This window comes from Serratia grimesii NBRC 13537, from assembly GCF_001590905.1.
Taxonomy (GTDB): domain Bacteria; phylum Pseudomonadota; class Gammaproteobacteria; order Enterobacterales; family Enterobacteriaceae; genus Serratia; species Serratia grimesii.
Genome location: NZ_BCTT01000006.1, coordinates 270657 through 286920, shown reverse-complemented (window position 1 = coordinate 286920; position 16264 = coordinate 270657). Strand labels below are relative to the sequence as shown.

The window sequence follows — 16264 nt, the reverse complement described above, 5'->3', positions numbered from 1 at the left end:
GATTGTTTGCCAGAACGGTCGGATGCGGTAACCCCCACCCGACAGACAAGCGGGTTAATCCGGAAAATGACCGTTGATATCCGCATAAGATGCCGCATCTGTGAATAACGGCTCTGAGTTGCCGTCAGCCAAAAAGCCCGCGGCTAATTTGATAGTGCTTGCCCACAGCGTTTGCGGGATCCATGAACCAACACTCACTCGCCGAACGCCAAGTTCAGCCAGCCTGTCGGCGGGCAGAAGACCAGGCCAGGTGATTACGTTGAGTAACAGATCAGTATTGCCGGCAATCTGACGGATCGCTTCCGGATCTGTCACCCCCAGAACGAACAGACCGTCGGCTCCGGCGTCGCGATAAAGTTTTGCTCGCAACAGCGTCTCATCCATCCGCTTGGCGGCAGAAGTCAGATTACGCGCATAAACATCCGTTCGGGCATTAATATACAGTTTGACGCCCAAGCGTTCCGCCACACTACGCGCCTGACTAATTTTTTCGCACAGTATTTGCGGGGAGCCTGCACCATCCTGAATATTGATGCCAACCGCACCAACATCAATAAAGCGGGCTACTACATTTTCGAAGCTATGTTCATGCGTGGCATAGCCGCCTTCAATGTCGACACTGAGCGGCACTTTAATCACCCGGGCTATTGCCGCTATGCTCGCCAGATGGGGTTCCAACGGCAACTGATCCCCGTCGCGGTAGCCAAGTGACCAGGCAACACCGGCGCTGGTAGTCGCGATCGCCGCCGCACCGAGGCTTTCAATCAATAATGCACTGCCGGCATCCCAGGCATTGGGCAGACGCAAGGGATGTCGCTGGCGGTGTAAATTGGCAAAAATGGTGGCGTTACTGTTGAGGTCCATAAAATTCTCCCAAGAAAAAACGCATTCTAACCATCGTCAATCTGGATGATAATAGCCGCGAATTTCAGATATTCATTCCTCAGGAGAACGAATGGAAGAACCTTCCCTGCATCTGGTGAAAGTCTTTGTCACTGTGGCGGAACACCAAAGCTTCGCCAAGGCGGCACAAAGGCTCAATATGACCCCTTCGGCGATTAGTCGCCTGGTCAAAAAACTTGAGCTGCAGGTTGATATGCTGCTGATCAATCGCACCACTCGGGCCATGTCGCTGACCGATGCTGGCCAGCGTTACTTTACCGATTGCAGTGCCGCACTTGAGCAATTGCACATAGCATATGAACGTATGCGCGATGAGCAAAACCAGCCTCGGGGAACACTGCGGGTTAGTACTTCTCTGTCCTTTGGTCGCCTTCACGTCGCGCCGCACCTGTCAGCCTTTATGATGCACTATCCAAAATTACGGATAGACCTGCTGATGACTGACCGTTATGTCGACATAGTCGCAGAACACGTAGCCGTGGCAATCCGTATCGGCCGCCTGCCAGACTCGAGCCTTGTAGCACGCAAGTTGCTCAATAATCGGCGCATTCTTGTTGCCGCGCCGAACTACCTGCAGCAGCGTGGTATACCGGAAACCCTGAAGGAGTTGCAATGGCACGAGTGTCTGGTTTCTACCGCGAGCCACGACGGTGATAATTGGCGCCTGTTTGGCCCTGAAGGCGAAACCCTTTTTCGCCCCAAGGGCAGGATGCGTGCAGACAACAGTGATGCAGTTAAACAGTTTTGTCTCGATGGACAAGGTATCGCGTTTCATTCCGCAGCTACCATGGCTGACGCCATCAGTTTGGGTCAGTTGGTGCAGGTGTTGCCGCAATGGACGGGTAGAGAGACAGGGGTTTATTCCGTTTATCCACCGGGGCCTGTGGGGCCAGCGGCTCGGGCGTTGGTCGAATTTCTGAGCCACCGCTGGCAGCAGGAACCTTGTCTGCAAAGCGCCATAATTAGGTGACAGAACCGGATACCGCCAACCCGGTATTATCCATCTGGCGGGGAATCCTGTGCCAATGTGCTTTCTGCACTAACGAAATCACCAGCAGCCATGTTTTAAGATACTGAAATAAACATCTTTAAACTTTTCTGTCCTTAAAACATCCCCTTTCAATACCGAAACCGGTTTATCCCACTCTTGGGTAAAATCGGCTTCGCCGTCGTTGTTATTTAGCTTTTTTAAGCCACAGGCGGCATAAAGTTTCGCTTCTGGCGTTGCCTGCGGTTTTTTGGCAATACGCAAGAAAATGGCTCCCGCATCCTGATAGGTCAGGATTTTTATTAACTCGGTTTCGCCAACGCTGCCAATGCCAACAAACCCATTCATTCCCAAAGAGAAATTGCTGACTTTGGATAAAACATTTTCTGTCTCTTCACTGCTTTGCTCAGCGGTGTAAGCGTTGAGGGAACAGAAAGAAACAACAAGCAAAGCCACAACGCGAAAAATCATTTTCATAAAAGTCTCCCTATTCAACCGGTTTTATACCGGGTTGGAATGTGCCGACATCAAATCCTGCTGATGCAAAACAGTCACAAATGCCCGCAATGCCGCACTGCGGTACGCGTCTTTCCGTTGCAACAATACCGCCCGACGAGCAGGCATCGCGCTATTCAACGGCACTGAGCGCAACTGCGGATTTGCCTGGGAAATCGCCGCGGGTAACACAGTGGCGAGCTGACCGCGGCGTACAATTTCAACGATAGCGCCAATAGCATTGGCCTCAACGGCCACCTGTGGCCGGATACCCTGCTGACGGCAATAACTGTCGATAAACTGGCGGGTCGCGAAATCCTCGCTCAGCAACGCAAGGGGTTGCCGGCCAAACTCTTCCGCCGTCAAAGGGTGTTGCTGTTGGGCCAGGGGGTGGTTAACACCCACCATCATCTCCAAGGACTCACTAAATAGGTCTTCAGCCGTAATATCCGTCGATTGTGCCTGGCCGAAAGCTATGCCCAGATCCAGTCGGTCCTCCGCCAACAACGCCTCGATTCTGTCCTGCGTCAACTCTTGAATACTCAACGATATCCCCGGATGGCGCTGATAAAAAGCATCAATAACCGGACCAACCAAATAGGCAGTAAACGTTGGCGTCATCGCTAACCGCAGGCTGCCGCGTTCCAATGTCGCCACATCGTGAATTGCCCGCGTTCCCGCTTCCAGATCTTGCAATGCCAGTCGGGCATAACGCATCCAGGCAACGCCAGCGTCGGTCAAACGCACCGCACGGCCACTGCGATCAAACAGGGGTGTGCCAAGTTGCTCTTCCAACTGTTTGATTTGCTGCGATAACGTCGGCTGTGAGACATGCAAGGCTTCGGCCGCGCGGGTGAAATTGCCCTGCTCGGCTACAGCAAGAAAATAACGGATATGTCGTAACAACATAGCGCACCTACTATTAGTAATTCCTATGACTATCATTATAAATGGGTCTTAGACCCTATAGCTAGCACAGCGCAAGATACATCCATCGCTTAACAGCAACCCGATGGAGAAATTATGAAAGAAGTGATCGAGGGTTTTCTGAAGTTCCAGCGCGAAGCATTCGTCGAACGTACGGCATTGTTCCAGCAATTGGCTACTCAACAAAGCCCACGCACCCTGTTTATCTCATGTTCTGACAGCCGTCTGGTGCCAGAACTGATTACCCAGCGAGAACCTGGCGACCTGTTTGTGATCCGTAATGCCGGCAATATTGTGCCTTCATTTGGTCCAGAGCCCGGTGGCGTCTGCGCATCGGTGGAATATGCCGTCTCTGCACTCGAAGTGGAAGATATCGTGATCTGCGGGCATTCCGACTGTGGTGCGATGACTGCGATTGCTACTTGCCAGTGCCTGGATCATATGCCAACCGTGGCTAACTGGCTGCGCTATGCCGATTCCGCCAAGGCGGTAAATCAGGCGTATCAGCACATATCCAAGGAGGAGCGCGTCAGTTCGATGGTACGTGAAAACGTCATCGCACAGTTGACCAATATTAAAACCCATCCGTCCGTTGCCCTGGCGCTTGAACAAGGGCGATTGAAACTGCACGGCTGGGTTTATGACATCGCCAGCGGTTGCATTGAAGCGCTGGACGGTGAAACCCGTCGTTTTATTCCACTGGCCACTAATCCTGATGTCACGGCAACCCCTGCCGTACCACGTTTTTAATTTCATTATTAAGGAGACAATATGACACAGTCACTGCATCACTCATCTTCACGCGAAGCCTTAACCGACATCATTATGGACGCTAAGATCCGCAAAAATCTGACCTTCGAAGCGATTAATGAAGGTACTGGCCTGAGTTTGGCGTTTGTCACCGCGGCACTGCTGGGCCAGCATCCGCTACCAGAACAAGCTGCCCGCGTTGTTGCCGCTAAGCTTGATCTGGACGAAGACGCCGTGCGTCTGCTGCAAACCATTCCGCTACGCGGCAGCATCCCTGGCGGTGTACCGACCGATCCGACCATTTATCGCTTTTACGAAATGGTGCAAATTTACGGTTCCACGCTGAAAGCACTGGTACATGAGCAGTTTGGCGACGGCATTATCAGCGCGATTAACTTCAAACTGGATATCAAAAAAGTGCCGGATCCGGACGGTGGCGAACGCGCGGTGATCACCCTGGACGGTAAATACCTGCCGACCAAGCCTTTCTGATAGCCCATTGCCGATGGCCTCAACGCCATCGGCAAATTGACAACCCAATCACCTTTGGCTAAATTAACTGCGCTTTAACGCCTTTCTGGCGTTTATCACTACCCGAGGCCTGTATGTTGGAGATTGTAGTCACCCGATAGTCATTTCCTTGCCGTTTTGGCAGGGGGATTCTGACGTATCTGACACGCATTTGCGTGGGGATACGCGTATCTGGGTTTACTGCAGGATTTTCCAACATGAACATTTCCAAAGCGGAACAACGCGTGCTGCACGTGTTGGCCAAAGGCGGCTATATCGCATTCACCCGTGATGACGCGGGTCGTGTGACCCACGTTCAATGCTTAACCCGCGAAGGGTTAGGTCTGGCCGATTGTTCTCTGGCCGTCTTCACCAAGCTCAAAACCAAGCGCCTGATCCTTTCCCGCCAGGGACGCCCTTATCGCGTCACTATCGACGGGCTTAAGGCCGTACGCGCGCAATTGGATAACCGCTAATCATTTTTATCGGCCGGGCGTATGCTTCGGCCGGTTTCACACGTATTTATTTGGATACCACTATGACTTTTATTATCCGTCATGAAACATCGACAGACATCCGAGCCATCGAAGCCCTGACCACGGCAGCATTTATGGATGCAGAACACAGTAGTCATACCGAGCAGTTTATCGTCAACGCGTTGCGCCGTGCCGGTGCACTTTCTCTGTCTTTGGTTGCCGAGCAGCATGGCCGACTGATTGGTCACGCTTCCTTATCACCGGTAACGGTCAGCGACGGCGCACAAGGCTGGTACGGGCTGGCACCGGTTTCGGTGTTACCGGAGAAGCAAAATCAAGGCGTAGGCAGTGAGTTGATCCGTCAGTTACTGGCCCAACTTCGCGATATCGGCGGTGCAGGCTGTGTGGTACTGGGCAACCCTGATTACTATGGACGCTTTGGTTTCAAGGCACAGGACGGCCTGATATTACCGGGTATCCCAGCAGAATATTTCCAGGTAATTGCATTCGACGGCACGCTACCTGGTGGTGAGGTCGCTTTCCACTCTGCGTTTGACGCAACGGCATAATCATAATATTGAAGAAGGCAGTGCCTAATTAGGCCTGCCTTCGCTCCGGTTCTCAGGCATATCGGGCAATGGTCAAACGCTCTTCTTCAGTGGGAACAACAAAGTATTGAGTGAGCAGATCAAATGCCTCTTCGGTTAACACAAAGGGATGGTCACCTCGCTCATTTCTGATTTTTATCCGGTCCTTACACTGCGTGTTGCTAACATCCAAAAAATGCAGGCAATGCTCAATGCCAGCTTGCTCGGCCAATTGTCGGGCCCACAACCGGCGATCCGGCGTATTCATTGGGAAATCCAGCACCACCGACAGCCCATTACGCAACAGCTGCACAATATGCTCGCTCAAAACTTCGCGTAGCCGGGCTGAATAACGAACGTAGTCTTGCAGAGTCTCCATCTGTTGTTCATACAGCGTCGCCAGCCAACTGTCTTCAACCAGCAACAATGTATGGGGCTGTTGTGCGAGGCTATTGGCCAATGTCGACTTGCCGGAACCAGCTTTACCACACATCAAGTGCAAAACTGCGGGGGGATGATTCTTCATAACTTCCTCCTGAGGATATTGCCAGTCGGAGGACGTTTTTGCCCCGCCTGACTGGCGGGGTTTCGCTTAAAACAGACGCGCTATCCCACCACTCTGAGAATGGTGATAATAATCTGCGCGAATGAAAAAAGGCTTCTGTTCATCCGTTATCATTAAGATAAAAGGATAACGCTGTCAACGGCCAAATGAAACGCGCTTAGCGCACCGGGTTTCACGAATAAATAGGCACACAGCCTTACTCTATGCTGAACATCGCGCAAGCTGAGGTACTGGGGTATAGGTGCAAACTACGCTGGCACGATGAACGTCGACAGCCAAGCCAAAAATGGCGCCCTGATAGCCCACTTAGGCGGGTTTTTCTGAACCGACGTGATAGCCGCGACTGTCCTGAGGGGCCTGTTCTCGCTGATCCAGACCATAGTCGCGCACCACTTCGGCCACCCGCAGGCGATAGTGCGCCAACACGTCATGGCGGCCACGTGCCTGTGCAGCTCGGTGCTTTTCGATGTTCCGCCACTGTTGAACTGCTTCCTCATCCCGCCAGAAGGAAAGCGACAGCAACCGCTGCGGATCGGCCAGACTTTGAAAACGTTCAATGGAAATAAACCCGTCAATCTCCGCCAGAAGCGGCTTCAACTCAGCAGCCAAATTAAGATAGGTTTCACGCTGCCCATCGGCAGCCTGTAATTCAAAAATAACGGCAATCATAATGCGCTCCTGCCAGAGGTAAATTCAGGTACTCGTGCGTTTTGCGAAGACCGCCAATGGACGTTGTTCAACATCTGTAGATCAATACTCAATCCGGATAAATGTTCAATGCCGCACTGCGCGATAATTTTCGCCCAATCTGCTCCTGGACAACGATGTGCGCCCTCACCAAAAGCAAAACTTTCCCCCCCTGCGCACAACAATACCAAGACGCTCTGTCCAGCCAATATCGGGCATCCCGCAACTCGCGTATCCCTGAGCGCAAAACGACGGGTGTTCTGAATCGAGGGGGTGTCGGACAGGACTTTCTCAATCAGTTCCTGTGCGTTCCCCGGTTGGCTCCGCATCAGCAGCAATGCCTGTCCGATCAAGCCGGCGGTTCCTTCACATGCCTGAAACATCAACCCAATGGCATTGGACATGACTACCTGACCGTCAATACCTTGTGTCGTGCATGTCTGCTGTAAACCTAACCATAACGGCCCACTACTTTCTGCCAGATGTACTGACAGGCGCCGCCCGGCCAAGATCCCACGTTCAACCTGTTGTTCACTGCCACCCGGCGCAATGCAACGAGAAAAATCCAGTATGTCATCGACTAACGCCGGCCAAGCCTCCGCAGGGGCGCCCAGAAGCGCGGCAATAACACAAACCGGTAGCGCATAGTTGAAACGGGTAATTTGAAGTGCGTCTGACGGTGGGGAAGGCATTAATTTTTGCGCTACGTCCCATGCGGTTTGCTGGATCAGCGTGGCATCAAACGTAGCTAACGTTTGCTGGATGGCCACTTTCAGTTTGAGATGTTGTTCACCATCCTGCATGCGTACCAGCGCACCAAAAATAGGCTGCGCTGGTGTGTTTAATAAAGCGGCGGGTATGGGTTCATGTGCAGGACGCACCCCAAAGTCGGCATTGTGCAGCACGTCTCGCACTGCTACCGGGGAAGCCACAACCCAACTCTTCAAACTCGACTGAAACGCCATCGGTGCCATCTGTAAATAATCCGCAAGTGGATCATCAGCCGTGACGGCAGAGATGGCACGGGTATAAGGACAAACTGTCATGATGTTCTCCATCAGGCTAAGCCAGTGTGAGGACACATCCTAGCGCTAGACTGACAGCCATACTTCGCCTAAGCTCGAAGTATGAATAACATCGATATTGAAGATCGCCTGGCGGCGCTGACCGCCGCAATTGCCGACCGCACCCGGGCACGCATGCTGTGCCTGCTGATGGATGGACGCGCCTATACCGCAACCGAGCTCAGCGCTGCGGTTGAGGTGGCGGCCTCTACCGCCAGCGGGCATCTGGCTCGCTTGCTGGAACAGCGATTGATCGTATGTATCAAACAGGGGCGCTATCGCTATTTCCGCCTGACCGGACCGGCTGTGGCGGCTGCGCTGGAAACGCTGATGGCGCTGGCCGGTGTCGAAAAGCCTATCGTAAAAAGCAGTACCCCAATATCCCTACAGTTCGCCCGTACCTGTTATGACCATATGGCGGGTGAAATCGCGGTAAAACTGCATGACCGTTTGCACCAGTTACGCTGGCTGGAGGGCGACGAAAATTACCGGTTAAGTGATATGGGCCGTACGGCTTTAACTCAGTTGGGCGTTGACTGTTCTGCGGCTCTTTCGCGACGACGATTCGCCTGCGGCTGTCTGGACTGGAGCGAACGTAAAGCTCACCTTGGTGGTGCACTTGGCGCGGCGCTGCTCAATACATTTATCGAACGCAGTTGGATCCGACGCCAACTCGATAGTCGCGAGTTGCAACTCACCCCCACCGGTAAAAAAGTACTGAAAGCACATTTTGATATCACGCTTTAACCCTGCGCCGCGTTAGCTTTGCTGCAATACTGAGAAAGCACACCGTCAACCCGAGGACTCTTCATGATCGATCAAACCCAATTCCCGATCGTCAAACGCTGGCCCGCCCAGCATCCGGAAAGGCTGCAACTTTACTCTCTGCCGACGCCCAACGGCGTAAAGGTTTCCATCATGTTGGAAGAGATAGGTCTGCCTTATGAGCCGCACCTGATCGATATCGGCAAGAACGAAACCTGGACACCGGAGTTTCTGTCGCTGAATCCGAACGGCAAAATCCCGTCGATCATCGATCCCGATGGCCCTGATGGCAAACCACTGGCCCTGTTTGAATCCGGTGCCATCCTGTTATATCTGGCGGAAAAAACCGGGAAGTTTCTACCACAGGATCCCGCCCTACGTTATGAAACTATCCAGTGGGTATTTTTCCAGATGGCGGCGGTCGGCCCAATGTTTGGTCAGCTCGGTTTCTTCCACAAATTCGCCGGTCGTGAATATGAGGATAAACGCCCATTAGAACGCTATAAAAATGAATCCAAACGCCTGCTCGGCGTGCTGGAAAGCCGACTTGAAGGCCGCGATTGGATCATGGGCCAAGATTACACCATCGCTGACATTTCACTTCTGGGTTGGGTGCGTAATCTGATCGGCTTCTACGAAGCCCGCGAGCTGGTTGAGTTCGACAGCTTCCCTCGCGTGGGACAATGGCTGGAACGCGGCCTGGCACGTCCAGCAGTGCAGCGTGGTTTGAATATTCCCGCCCGTAACGCGTAGTTTATTGCCTGGGATAGCCGCCCGGTTATCCCATTCTCACAACCGTCATAAAAATGTCACACCCCTGCACTACTCTCCCTGCGTAACAAATTGATGCTATTTATGTTGTTATATTACGACAAGGAGCTTTCCCCATGCAGCAATCCGTTTCCCTGATCGCCGGTGCCGTATTATCCGCCTTATTATGTTCCACCGCCTTCGCCGATGACACTTCTGTCAATACCGCAAGCCTTTCCGAACGTGCAGCACGCGGCGACATCGTCGAACCCGGCGGCGCACGCCGACTGAACGGCGATCAAACCGCTGCGCTAAAAGCGTCACTGTCTAACAAAACAGCCAAAAACGTGATTTTGCTGATCGGCGATGGCATGGGCGATTCGGAAATTACTTCGGCACGTAACTATGCCGAAGGTGCCGGCGGTTATTTTAAGGGTATCGATGCCCTGCCGCTGACCGGCCAATACACCCATTACTCGCTCGATAAAAAAACCCATAAGCCAGATTATGTTACCGACTCCGCCGCCTCAGCGACTGCATGGTCAAGCGGCGTTAAAACCTATAACGGTGCACTCGGCGTCGACGTCAACGGTAAAGACCAGCCGACACTGTTAGAGATCGCCAAAGCTGCGGGTAAAGCCACCGGTAACGTCTCCACTGCCGAGCTGCAGGATGCGACGCCGGCAGCACAAATTTCTCACGTCACCTCGCGTAAATGCTACGGCCCGGAAGAGACCAGTGAAAAATGTGCAACCAACGCGCTGGAAAACGGCGGTCGCGGTTCCATCACTGAGCAGTTACTCAAAGCCCGCGCCGACGTCACATTGGGTGGGGGTGCCAAATCCTTTAATCAGCTAGCGAAAAGCGGCGAATGGCAAGGAAAATCGCTGAAAGACCAAGCAACTGCTCTCGGTTATCAGTGGGTCGAAAACCTTGATGCCCTGAACGCCGTCAACGTGGCTAATCAGCAAAAACCTCTTCTGGGGCTGTTTGCCGCAGGTAATATGCCCGTTCGCTGGCAAGGGCCAAAAGCCACTTACCACGGCAATATCGACAAACCTGCGGTAACCTGCGAGAACAATCCGACACGTACTGCGGATATCCCAACGCTGGCAGCCATGACTGAAAAAGCAATCGACCTGCTGAAAACCAATCAAAACGGTTTTTTCTTGCAGGTTGAAGGGGCATCGATCGACAAGCAGGATCATGCCGCCAACCCATGCGGTCAATTTGGTGAAACTGTCGATTTGGATGAAGCAGTACAGAAAGCGCTGGAATTCGCCCGTGCCGATGGCAATACCCTGGTGATCGTTACCGCTGACCATGCCCACTCCAGCCAGATTATCGCTGCCGATGCCAAGGCGCCTGGTCTGACGCAAATGCTGACCACCAAAGATGGTGCACCAATGACCATCAGCTACGGTAATTCAGAAGAAGATTCTCAGGGACACACCGGCACACAATTACGGGTTGCTGCCTACGGCCCGCATGCCGCCAACGTGGTTGGACTGACCGATCAAACTGATCTGTTCTATACCATGCGTGACGCTATGGCGATTAAGTAAGTTAATAGTCAGAAATCCAAACGCTGTTCATCGCCTGGTGCTCCTGGGATGAATAGCGTTTTTACCCTTTATAAACAGCAGGCAACTGCTATATTGAAGAACGCTTTCGCTTTCGAGAAAGGCTCTTCATGGCGTTACTGCGTTTATTTATGCTAATCAGTTTATTATTTCCCAGCCTGTTAAAAAAACCAGTATGAGCCGGCCAAAAAATAAGGACCAGCTTTTGAATTTGATTACTTTGCCCTTCGCTACTGAACGCTTGCAACTACGCCGCTTTACGCCTGCCGATCTCGATGCCTATGCAACTTACCATCGCTTGCCAGAGGTCTATCGTTATCTGTACGCACCAACACCCAACGACATGCAACTCACTGACTTGCTTACCGAAGCGGTAGCTTCGCGTTTCAGCAAAGACGGCGACGTTTTTTATTGTGCCGTCACTTTGAAAGACAGTGGCGATCTGATCGGTGAAGTCCTGTTAAAGCTGGCTAATCGCGCCGCGTTACAAGGGGAGATCGGCTATATCTTCAACCCAGCCTACGCGGGTAAGGGCTATGCCATTGAGGCAGTGCGGTCAGTCCTGGAACGTGGGTTTAGCCAAGTGGGTTTTCACCGCATTTTTGCCCGTCTCGATGCCGCTAATTGCGGGTCGATCGGCGTGGTTGAACGTTTGGGTATGCGTAAAGAAGCACACCTGCGACAAAATGATCGCTTCAACGGCGAATGGGGCGATGAGCTGATTTATGCAATGCTGAATGAAGAGTGGAATCAGGCATTGGCACAAGACAACCTTTAGGCATCTGCCAGCATCTTTGCTGCCATCTGTTTATAACTCGCCACCAAATCACGGCCCTCATCTGGGCCGGTACTCACCGCCAGCCGCATTGTGGCTTCCCCCAAATGCATCAGCAAGAAGGCCGCATTTTCAACCGATGCGGGATCCGCTTGTGGCCGCAGCCGACGTATTGCCGCTGCCAGCAATGCGCCGTTCAGCCGGCTTTCCGTCACTTCCTCTTCACGCAGGGTTTTGTTGGCCTGAGTCGCCGCCCAGATATCCCGCATGACCGGTTCAGCCATAAACAACGCATAATATTCATCGATCAGGCAGTTAAATGCTTCGATTAACTGGGGTAACGTCTGGACCTGAACGAGCCCCTGTTCAATACATTCACGCGCTTCTTGGTTATAGCGTTGTGCCAACACGCGGACGATCGCCGTTTTATCCGGGAAATACTGATACAGCGCCCCGATAGAAATACCGGCATTCTGCGCCACTTCACTCATACGCATCGCATCGCTGCCCTGCGCGGCTATCAGTGCCGTCGCACAATCAAGAATCAATTTTACCTTTTCCCGGCTACGCGTTTGGCTGGGTTTACGCCGCAGTGCGGGCGATTTTTTTTGCTTATCATTCATCATGCGTCGTCCTTTGAACAAAAACTGCCTTGACAATAATACGAGGGTTTATCATATTTACAAAACATGAGTAATACTCACATTTGGAGCGACACCATGAACAACAACCAAAACGAGTCACCAATTCTGGTTTTAGGCGCTACCGGGAAAACTGGCAGCCGTGTGGCAACACGGTTACAACAGCTGGGGATCCCCGTACGGGCCGGGCATCGTAGTGCAACTCTTCCTTTTGACTGGCAAAATAACACCACCTGGCAACCGGCCTTACAAGGTGTGAAAAAGCTGTACCTCAGTTTCCAACCCGATCTTGCCGTACCCGGCGCTATCGATACCGTGGAGCGCTTTTGTCGGCAGGCGGTAAACAGCGGTGTGCAAAAAATTGTGCTGCTTAGTGGCCGCGGTGAAGACGAAGCCCACCAAGCGGAAGACGTGGTTAAAAACAGCGGTGTGGATTGGACGGTGTTGCGCGCCAGTTGGTTTATGCAAAACTTCAGTGAGAGTTTTATTCTCGACGACCTGTTAAATGGCCAGGTCTATTTGCCACCTGGCGAGATCCCCGAACCCTTTATTGATGCAGAAGATATCGCCGACGCTGCTGTCGCGGCCCTCACCCAGCCTGGTCACAGCAATACGCTGTATGAGTTGAGCGGCCCGCGTTTGATGACCTTTGCACAGGCCGTTGGCGAAATAGCCCTTGCCAGCGGGCGTGAGATTCACTACCAGCAAGTACCTGTCGCAGATTACGTCGGTTACCTGCGAGAAGCGCAACTGCCGGCGGAAATGGTCACGCTACTGGAATATCTATTTAGCACGGTATTGGACGGACGCAACGCTTCCGTGACCGAAGGCATTCAGCAGAGTCTGGGCCGTACGCCGCGTGATTTCAGTGCCTACATTGCCGACACTCTCAACAGCGGCGTGTGGCAACCACGTTAGCCTACTCATGGCCGGCATGTAGAGCGGCCATTTTCTTTTTGTTACCGAAAGCCGATTGTCATTATTCCATAAATATTGTGTGATAACGGAATATCGTTTAAATCAGCGACAATTAAACCCTGCAAATATAGCGGTTATATTTAGATAAAAATAATAAATGAATTATTCCTGCCTTTAATCCGCTTTTTTTAATTACAAAAGTAGTTTTTAACAATATTGCAAACAATAATATCCCCTCAGTAACCAGAGTTGAACAACCTGTCCCCAGACAGCCTGTAATAATCTACTTTTCGTTAAAAAAACGATTAACAAAAAGACATTATCACTGCGACTCGGCTTTGCCGGGCGGGTTAGTTTTACTTATTTCCAGGGTAGCTCCCAATAAATTCTTTCACCTGCAATGAATAGAATTTATACCCTATGAATTTCAAGTTGCGGCCAGGCGCCCAGCTCGCTCATCTCCAGGCGCTTACTTCAGTAAGTAACTGGGGTGAGCGAGTGCAGGTAACAACGCTGCAACTTGAAAGGCGACGGGTATACACACAAGAGATTTGATTAAATGAAAAAATTACTCGTCCTGATTTTCTGTCTGAACCTGTTTGGCGTCACGCAACAGGCCGCAGCAGAAGAGAATAAGACCGTTGATGTGGTACTGATTGGCGGCGGCATCATGAGCGCCACGCTGGGGACTTACCTGCATGAGTTGGAGCCAAACTGGTCCATCGACATGTACGAACGTATGAACGGCGTGGCAGAAGAGAGCTCCAACGGCTGGAATAACGCCGGGACAGGCCACTCAGCTTTCGCTGAAATGAATTACACCCCAGAGAAAAAAGACGGCACCATTGATATCAGCAAAGCCGTGGTGGTGAACGAGTCTTTTGAAATCTCTCGTCAATTCTGGTCTTATCAGGTGAAAAATAATGTCCTGAAAGATCCAAAATCCTTTATTAACAGCGTGCCACACATGAGCTTTGTTTGGGGTGACGATAACGTCAACTTCCTGCGCAAACGCTATGCGGCGCTGCAACATAGCACCCTGTTCCGTGGTATGGAGTACTCAGAAGACGCCAACCAAATTAAACAGTGGGCACCACTGGTGATGGACGGTCGCGATCCGAAGCAAAAAATTGCTGCGACCCGCATGCCACTGGGTACCGACGTCAACTTTGGCGTGATCACCCATCAATTGGTGGATACGCTGACCAAAAATCCAAACTTCAAGCTGAACCTGAGCCATGAAGTGCGTGATATCAAACGTAACGCCGACAACACCTGGCGCGTAACCGTGGCCGACTTGAACCGCGACGGTAAAGAAACCACCGTTAACGCCAAGTTCGTGTTTATCGGCGCAGGTGGTGCTTCACTGACGCTGCTGCAGAAAACCGGCATTCCTGAAGCCGAAGGTTACGGCGCCTTCCCGGTCGGCGGTCAGTTCCTGGTTACCACCAACCCGGAAATTGCTAACCAGCATTTGGCCAAGGTTTATGGCCTGGCCAGCGTAGGTTCACCACCGATGTCGGTTCCACACCTGGATACCCGCATGCTGGATGGCAAACGCGTCCTGCTGTTCGGGCCATTCGCCACTTTCTCCGGCAAGTTCCTGAAAAACGGTTCACTGTTTGATCTGCTGCATTCCCTGAGCACCTCCAACCTGATGCCAATGACTCACGTCGGTCTGGATAACTTCGACCTGGTGAAATATCTGGTGGGTCAGTTGATGATGAACGACGACGACCGTTTCGCTGCGCTAAAAGAGTATTTCCCTGAAGCCAAACAGGCGGACTGGAAGCTGTGGACTGCCGGCCAACGTGTACAAATCATCAAGAAAGATGATGAAAAAGGCGGCCTGCTGCAGTTCGGTACTGAAGTGGTCAGCGCTAAAGATGGCAGCATTGCCGCCCTGCTGGGTGCATCACCGGGCGCATCTACTGCCGCACCGATCATGCTGCATCTGATGGAAACCGTGTTCAAAGATAAAGTGGCGACACCGGAATGGCAGAGCAAGCTGAAAGAAATCATTCCGTCCTACGGCCACAAGCTGAACGGCGATATTGAAATGACCAACAAGATCCGCGGCTACACCAGCAGCGTGTTGCAGTTGGACTATATCGAAGTGAAGCCGGAAACAAACTGATACCCGTTTCCCCCTTATCTCAAGGCCGCCTCGTGCGGCCTTTTTTATTCCCCCGCCACTGCAAGAGCACTTTTCGCTACCTTTCGCACCCCAGTTAACACTTGCGTAACCCGAATGCGCAGCCTATTATCAAAGAACTAGCTTGGATAATTACTTTACCTACTGTGACCTGAATGTCGTACCCGCGGGAGAACTTAAACAATGGATCGCGTTAATATCATTCATGATTTGCTGGACTGGATTGAAACTCATCTTGATCAGCCGCTGTTGTTAGACAACGTGGCGGCCAAGTCAGGCTACTCCAAGTGGCACTTACAAAGGATGTTCCGCACCACCACCGGGCATGCGTTGGGCAGCTATATCCGCGAACGCCGTCTGTCGCAGGCCGCGCAGGCGCTGCGTTCAAGTCCTCGCCCCATTCTCGACATCGCCCTGCAATATCATTTCGATTCCCAACCGTCATTTTCACGCGCGTTTAAAAAACAATTTGGCAAAACACCGGCGGTATATCGCCGCACGACCCGCTGGGATGTCGCAGAGATGACCCCACAGCCGATAGAACCACTGAACGGGCATCGCCATGAGTCACCGGGGGTGCATCTGTGGTATGCGGGTAAATGTCTGGATGGTAAATGTGGTAATTGGATGGGCCAATAAGGCATCAATAGAATGGCAAAATGCCACCTCTTTTAAGCACCATGTTGGTGTTTTAATAGCGGTGGCATTATTTACTGCAACGACAT

19 protein-coding genes are annotated in these 16264 nt (G+C 52.1%); 12 read left to right on the top strand and 7 right to left on the bottom strand.

The window, feature by feature from the left end:
- Positions 1-54: 54 nt before the first annotated feature.
- A complete protein-coding gene (locus SGR01S_RS08040; RefSeq protein ID WP_061807069.1) occupies positions 55-864 on the bottom strand; it encodes an isocitrate lyase/PEP mutase family protein in 810 nt (269 codons plus the stop codon).
- 91 nt (positions 865-955) lie between these two features.
- On the opposite strand from SGR01S_RS08040, the gene SGR01S_RS08035 reads away from it, so the two are divergent.
- Complete coding sequence (locus tag SGR01S_RS08035; RefSeq protein WP_061807068.1) at positions 956-1873, top strand: LysR family transcriptional regulator; 918 nt, start codon at positions 956-958, stop codon at positions 1871-1873.
- Between the two features lie 78 nt (positions 1874-1951).
- On the opposite strand, the gene mchS3 is transcribed toward SGR01S_RS08035, so the two are convergent.
- Positions 1952-2368 (bottom strand): MchS3 family protein, encoded by a 417-nt coding sequence (mchS3, locus tag SGR01S_RS08030; protein ID WP_061807067.1) that lies wholly within the window; start codon positions 2366-2368, stop codon positions 1952-1954.
- 24 nt (positions 2369-2392) lie between these two features.
- On the bottom strand, positions 2393-3295 hold the full coding sequence (cynR, locus tag SGR01S_RS08025; RefSeq protein ID WP_061807066.1) for a transcriptional regulator CynR: 903 nt from the start codon (positions 3293-3295) through the stop codon (positions 2393-2395).
- A 114-nt stretch (positions 3296-3409) separates the two neighbouring features.
- Here cynR and SGR01S_RS08020 point away from each other — a divergent pair, with 114 nt between their 5' ends.
- The 4 genes from SGR01S_RS08020 (at position 3410) to SGR01S_RS08005 (ending at position 5618) form a co-directional block, all read left to right on the top strand.
- Positions 3410-4063 (top strand): carbonic anhydrase, encoded by a 654-nt coding sequence (locus tag SGR01S_RS08020; RefSeq protein ID WP_037424600.1) that lies wholly within the window; start codon positions 3410-3412, stop codon positions 4061-4063.
- A 21-nt stretch (positions 4064-4084) separates the two neighbouring features.
- Positions 4085-4555, top strand: a complete 471-nt coding sequence (cynS, locus tag SGR01S_RS08015) for a cyanase (protein WP_037424597.1) — start codon at positions 4085-4087, stop codon at positions 4553-4555.
- 236 nt (positions 4556-4791) lie between these two features.
- Positions 4792-5049: a YjhX family toxin gene (locus tag SGR01S_RS08010; protein ID WP_012005965.1), complete on the top strand. Its 258-nt coding sequence runs from the start codon at positions 4792-4794 to the stop codon at positions 5047-5049.
- A gap of 62 nt (positions 5050-5111) precedes the next feature.
- Positions 5112-5618 (top strand): GNAT family N-acetyltransferase, encoded by a 507-nt coding sequence (locus tag SGR01S_RS08005; protein WP_061807065.1) that lies wholly within the window; start codon positions 5112-5114, stop codon positions 5616-5618.
- 52 nt (positions 5619-5670) lie between these two features.
- On the opposite strand, the gene SGR01S_RS08000 is transcribed toward SGR01S_RS08005, so the two are convergent.
- From SGR01S_RS08000 to SGR01S_RS07990, 3 genes are all read right to left on the bottom strand, one after another.
- Positions 5671-6162, bottom strand: a complete 492-nt coding sequence (locus SGR01S_RS08000; RefSeq protein WP_061807064.1) for a P-loop nucleotide/nucleoside kinase family protein — start codon at positions 6160-6162, stop codon at positions 5671-5673.
- Positions 6163-6507: 345 nt separating this feature from the next.
- Positions 6508-6870: an antibiotic biosynthesis monooxygenase family protein gene (locus tag SGR01S_RS07995; protein WP_061807063.1), complete on the bottom strand. Its 363-nt coding sequence runs from the start codon at positions 6868-6870 to the stop codon at positions 6508-6510.
- Positions 6867-7934, bottom strand: coding sequence for a cytochrome P450 family protein (locus tag SGR01S_RS07990; RefSeq protein ID WP_061807062.1), 1068 nt, complete (start codon positions 7932-7934; stop codon positions 6867-6869). Before SGR01S_RS07990 ends, SGR01S_RS07995 begins: the two co-directional genes overlap by 4 nt.
- An 81-nt stretch (positions 7935-8015) precedes the next feature.
- Here SGR01S_RS07990 and SGR01S_RS07985 point away from each other — a divergent pair, with 81 nt between their 5' ends.
- From SGR01S_RS07985 to SGR01S_RS07970, 4 genes are all read left to right on the top strand, one after another.
- Positions 8016-8699 (top strand): ArsR/SmtB family transcription factor, encoded by a 684-nt coding sequence (locus SGR01S_RS07985; protein ID WP_061807061.1) that lies wholly within the window; start codon positions 8016-8018, stop codon positions 8697-8699.
- A gap of 63 nt (positions 8700-8762) precedes the next feature.
- On the top strand, positions 8763-9470 hold the full coding sequence (locus SGR01S_RS07980; protein ID WP_061807060.1) for a glutathione S-transferase N-terminal domain-containing protein: 708 nt from the start codon (positions 8763-8765) through the stop codon (positions 9468-9470).
- Between the two features lie 134 nt (positions 9471-9604).
- The gene (phoA, locus tag SGR01S_RS07975; RefSeq protein ID WP_061807059.1) at positions 9605-11032 is read left to right on the top strand and encodes an alkaline phosphatase; all 1428 of its coding nucleotides are present in this window, start codon (positions 9605-9607) and stop codon (positions 11030-11032) included.
- A gap of 223 nt (positions 11033-11255) precedes the next feature.
- Complete coding sequence (locus SGR01S_RS07970; protein WP_037424580.1) at positions 11256-11828, top strand: GNAT family N-acetyltransferase; 573 nt, start codon at positions 11256-11258, stop codon at positions 11826-11828.
- Here the strand turns inward: SGR01S_RS07970 and SGR01S_RS07965 are convergent.
- Entirely contained in the window at positions 11825-12451 is a 627-nt protein-coding gene (locus SGR01S_RS07965) for a TetR/AcrR family transcriptional regulator (protein ID WP_235189203.1), read from the bottom strand. The genes SGR01S_RS07970 and SGR01S_RS07965 overlap by 4 nt on opposite strands.
- A gap of 93 nt (positions 12452-12544) precedes the next feature.
- Here SGR01S_RS07965 and SGR01S_RS07960 point away from each other — a divergent pair, with 93 nt between their 5' ends.
- The 3 genes from SGR01S_RS07960 (at position 12545) to SGR01S_RS07950 (ending at position 16178) form a co-directional block, all read left to right on the top strand.
- Entirely contained in the window at positions 12545-13384 is an 840-nt protein-coding gene (locus tag SGR01S_RS07960) for an NmrA family NAD(P)-binding protein (protein WP_061807058.1), read from the top strand.
- Between the two features lie 559 nt (positions 13385-13943).
- Positions 13944-15521 carry a malate dehydrogenase (quinone) gene (gene mqo / locus SGR01S_RS07955; RefSeq protein ID WP_037424576.1) on the top strand — a complete coding sequence of 526 codons (1578 nt, stop codon included), beginning with the start codon at positions 13944-13946 and terminating at the stop codon, positions 15519-15521.
- Between the two features lie 201 nt (positions 15522-15722).
- Positions 15723-16178 (top strand): helix-turn-helix domain-containing protein, encoded by a 456-nt coding sequence (locus tag SGR01S_RS07950; RefSeq protein WP_061807057.1) that lies wholly within the window; start codon positions 15723-15725, stop codon positions 16176-16178.
- Positions 16179-16264 lie beyond the last annotated feature (86 nt).

Coding starts and splice junctions, on each gene's coding strand:
- SGR01S_RS08020 (WP_037424600.1), top strand. CDS start 3,410: ATGAAAGAAGTGATCGAGGGTTTTCTGAAGTTCCAGCGCGAAGCATTC.
- SGR01S_RS08005 (WP_061807065.1), top strand. CDS start 5,112: ATGACTTTTATTATCCGTCATGAAACATCGACAGACATCCGAGCCATC.
- SGR01S_RS07965 (WP_235189203.1), bottom strand. CDS start 12,451: ATGATGAATGATAAGCAAAAAAAATCGCCCGCACTGCGGCGTAAACCC.
- mqo (WP_037424576.1), top strand. CDS start 13,944: ATGAAAAAATTACTCGTCCTGATTTTCTGTCTGAACCTGTTTGGCGTC.
- SGR01S_RS08035 (WP_061807068.1), top strand. CDS start 956: ATGGAAGAACCTTCCCTGCATCTGGTGAAAGTCTTTGTCACTGTGGCG.
- SGR01S_RS07980 (WP_061807060.1), top strand. CDS start 8,763: ATGATCGATCAAACCCAATTCCCGATCGTCAAACGCTGGCCCGCCCAG.
- phoA (WP_061807059.1), top strand. CDS start 9,605: ATGCAGCAATCCGTTTCCCTGATCGCCGGTGCCGTATTATCCGCCTTA.
- cynS (WP_037424597.1), top strand. CDS start 4,085: ATGACACAGTCACTGCATCACTCATCTTCACGCGAAGCCTTAACCGAC.
- mchS3 (WP_061807067.1), bottom strand. CDS start 2,368: ATGAAAATGATTTTTCGCGTTGTGGCTTTGCTTGTTGTTTCTTTCTGT.
- SGR01S_RS07995 (WP_061807063.1), bottom strand. CDS start 6,870: ATGATTGCCGTTATTTTTGAATTACAGGCTGCCGATGGGCAGCGTGAA.
- cynR (WP_061807066.1), bottom strand. CDS start 3,295: ATGTTGTTACGACATATCCGTTATTTTCTTGCTGTAGCCGAGCAGGGC.
- SGR01S_RS08040 (WP_061807069.1), bottom strand. CDS start 864: ATGGACCTCAACAGTAACGCCACCATTTTTGCCAATTTACACCGCCAG.
- SGR01S_RS08010 (WP_012005965.1), top strand. CDS start 4,792: ATGAACATTTCCAAAGCGGAACAACGCGTGCTGCACGTGTTGGCCAAA.
- SGR01S_RS07960 (WP_061807058.1), top strand. CDS start 12,545: ATGAACAACAACCAAAACGAGTCACCAATTCTGGTTTTAGGCGCTACC.
- SGR01S_RS08000 (WP_061807064.1), bottom strand. CDS start 6,162: ATGAAGAATCATCCCCCCGCAGTTTTGCACTTGATGTGTGGTAAAGCT.
- SGR01S_RS07985 (WP_061807061.1), top strand. CDS start 8,016: ATGAATAACATCGATATTGAAGATCGCCTGGCGGCGCTGACCGCCGCA.
- SGR01S_RS07950 (WP_061807057.1), top strand. CDS start 15,723: ATGGATCGCGTTAATATCATTCATGATTTGCTGGACTGGATTGAAACT.
- SGR01S_RS07990 (WP_061807062.1), bottom strand. CDS start 7,934: ATGACAGTTTGTCCTTATACCCGTGCCATCTCTGCCGTCACGGCTGAT.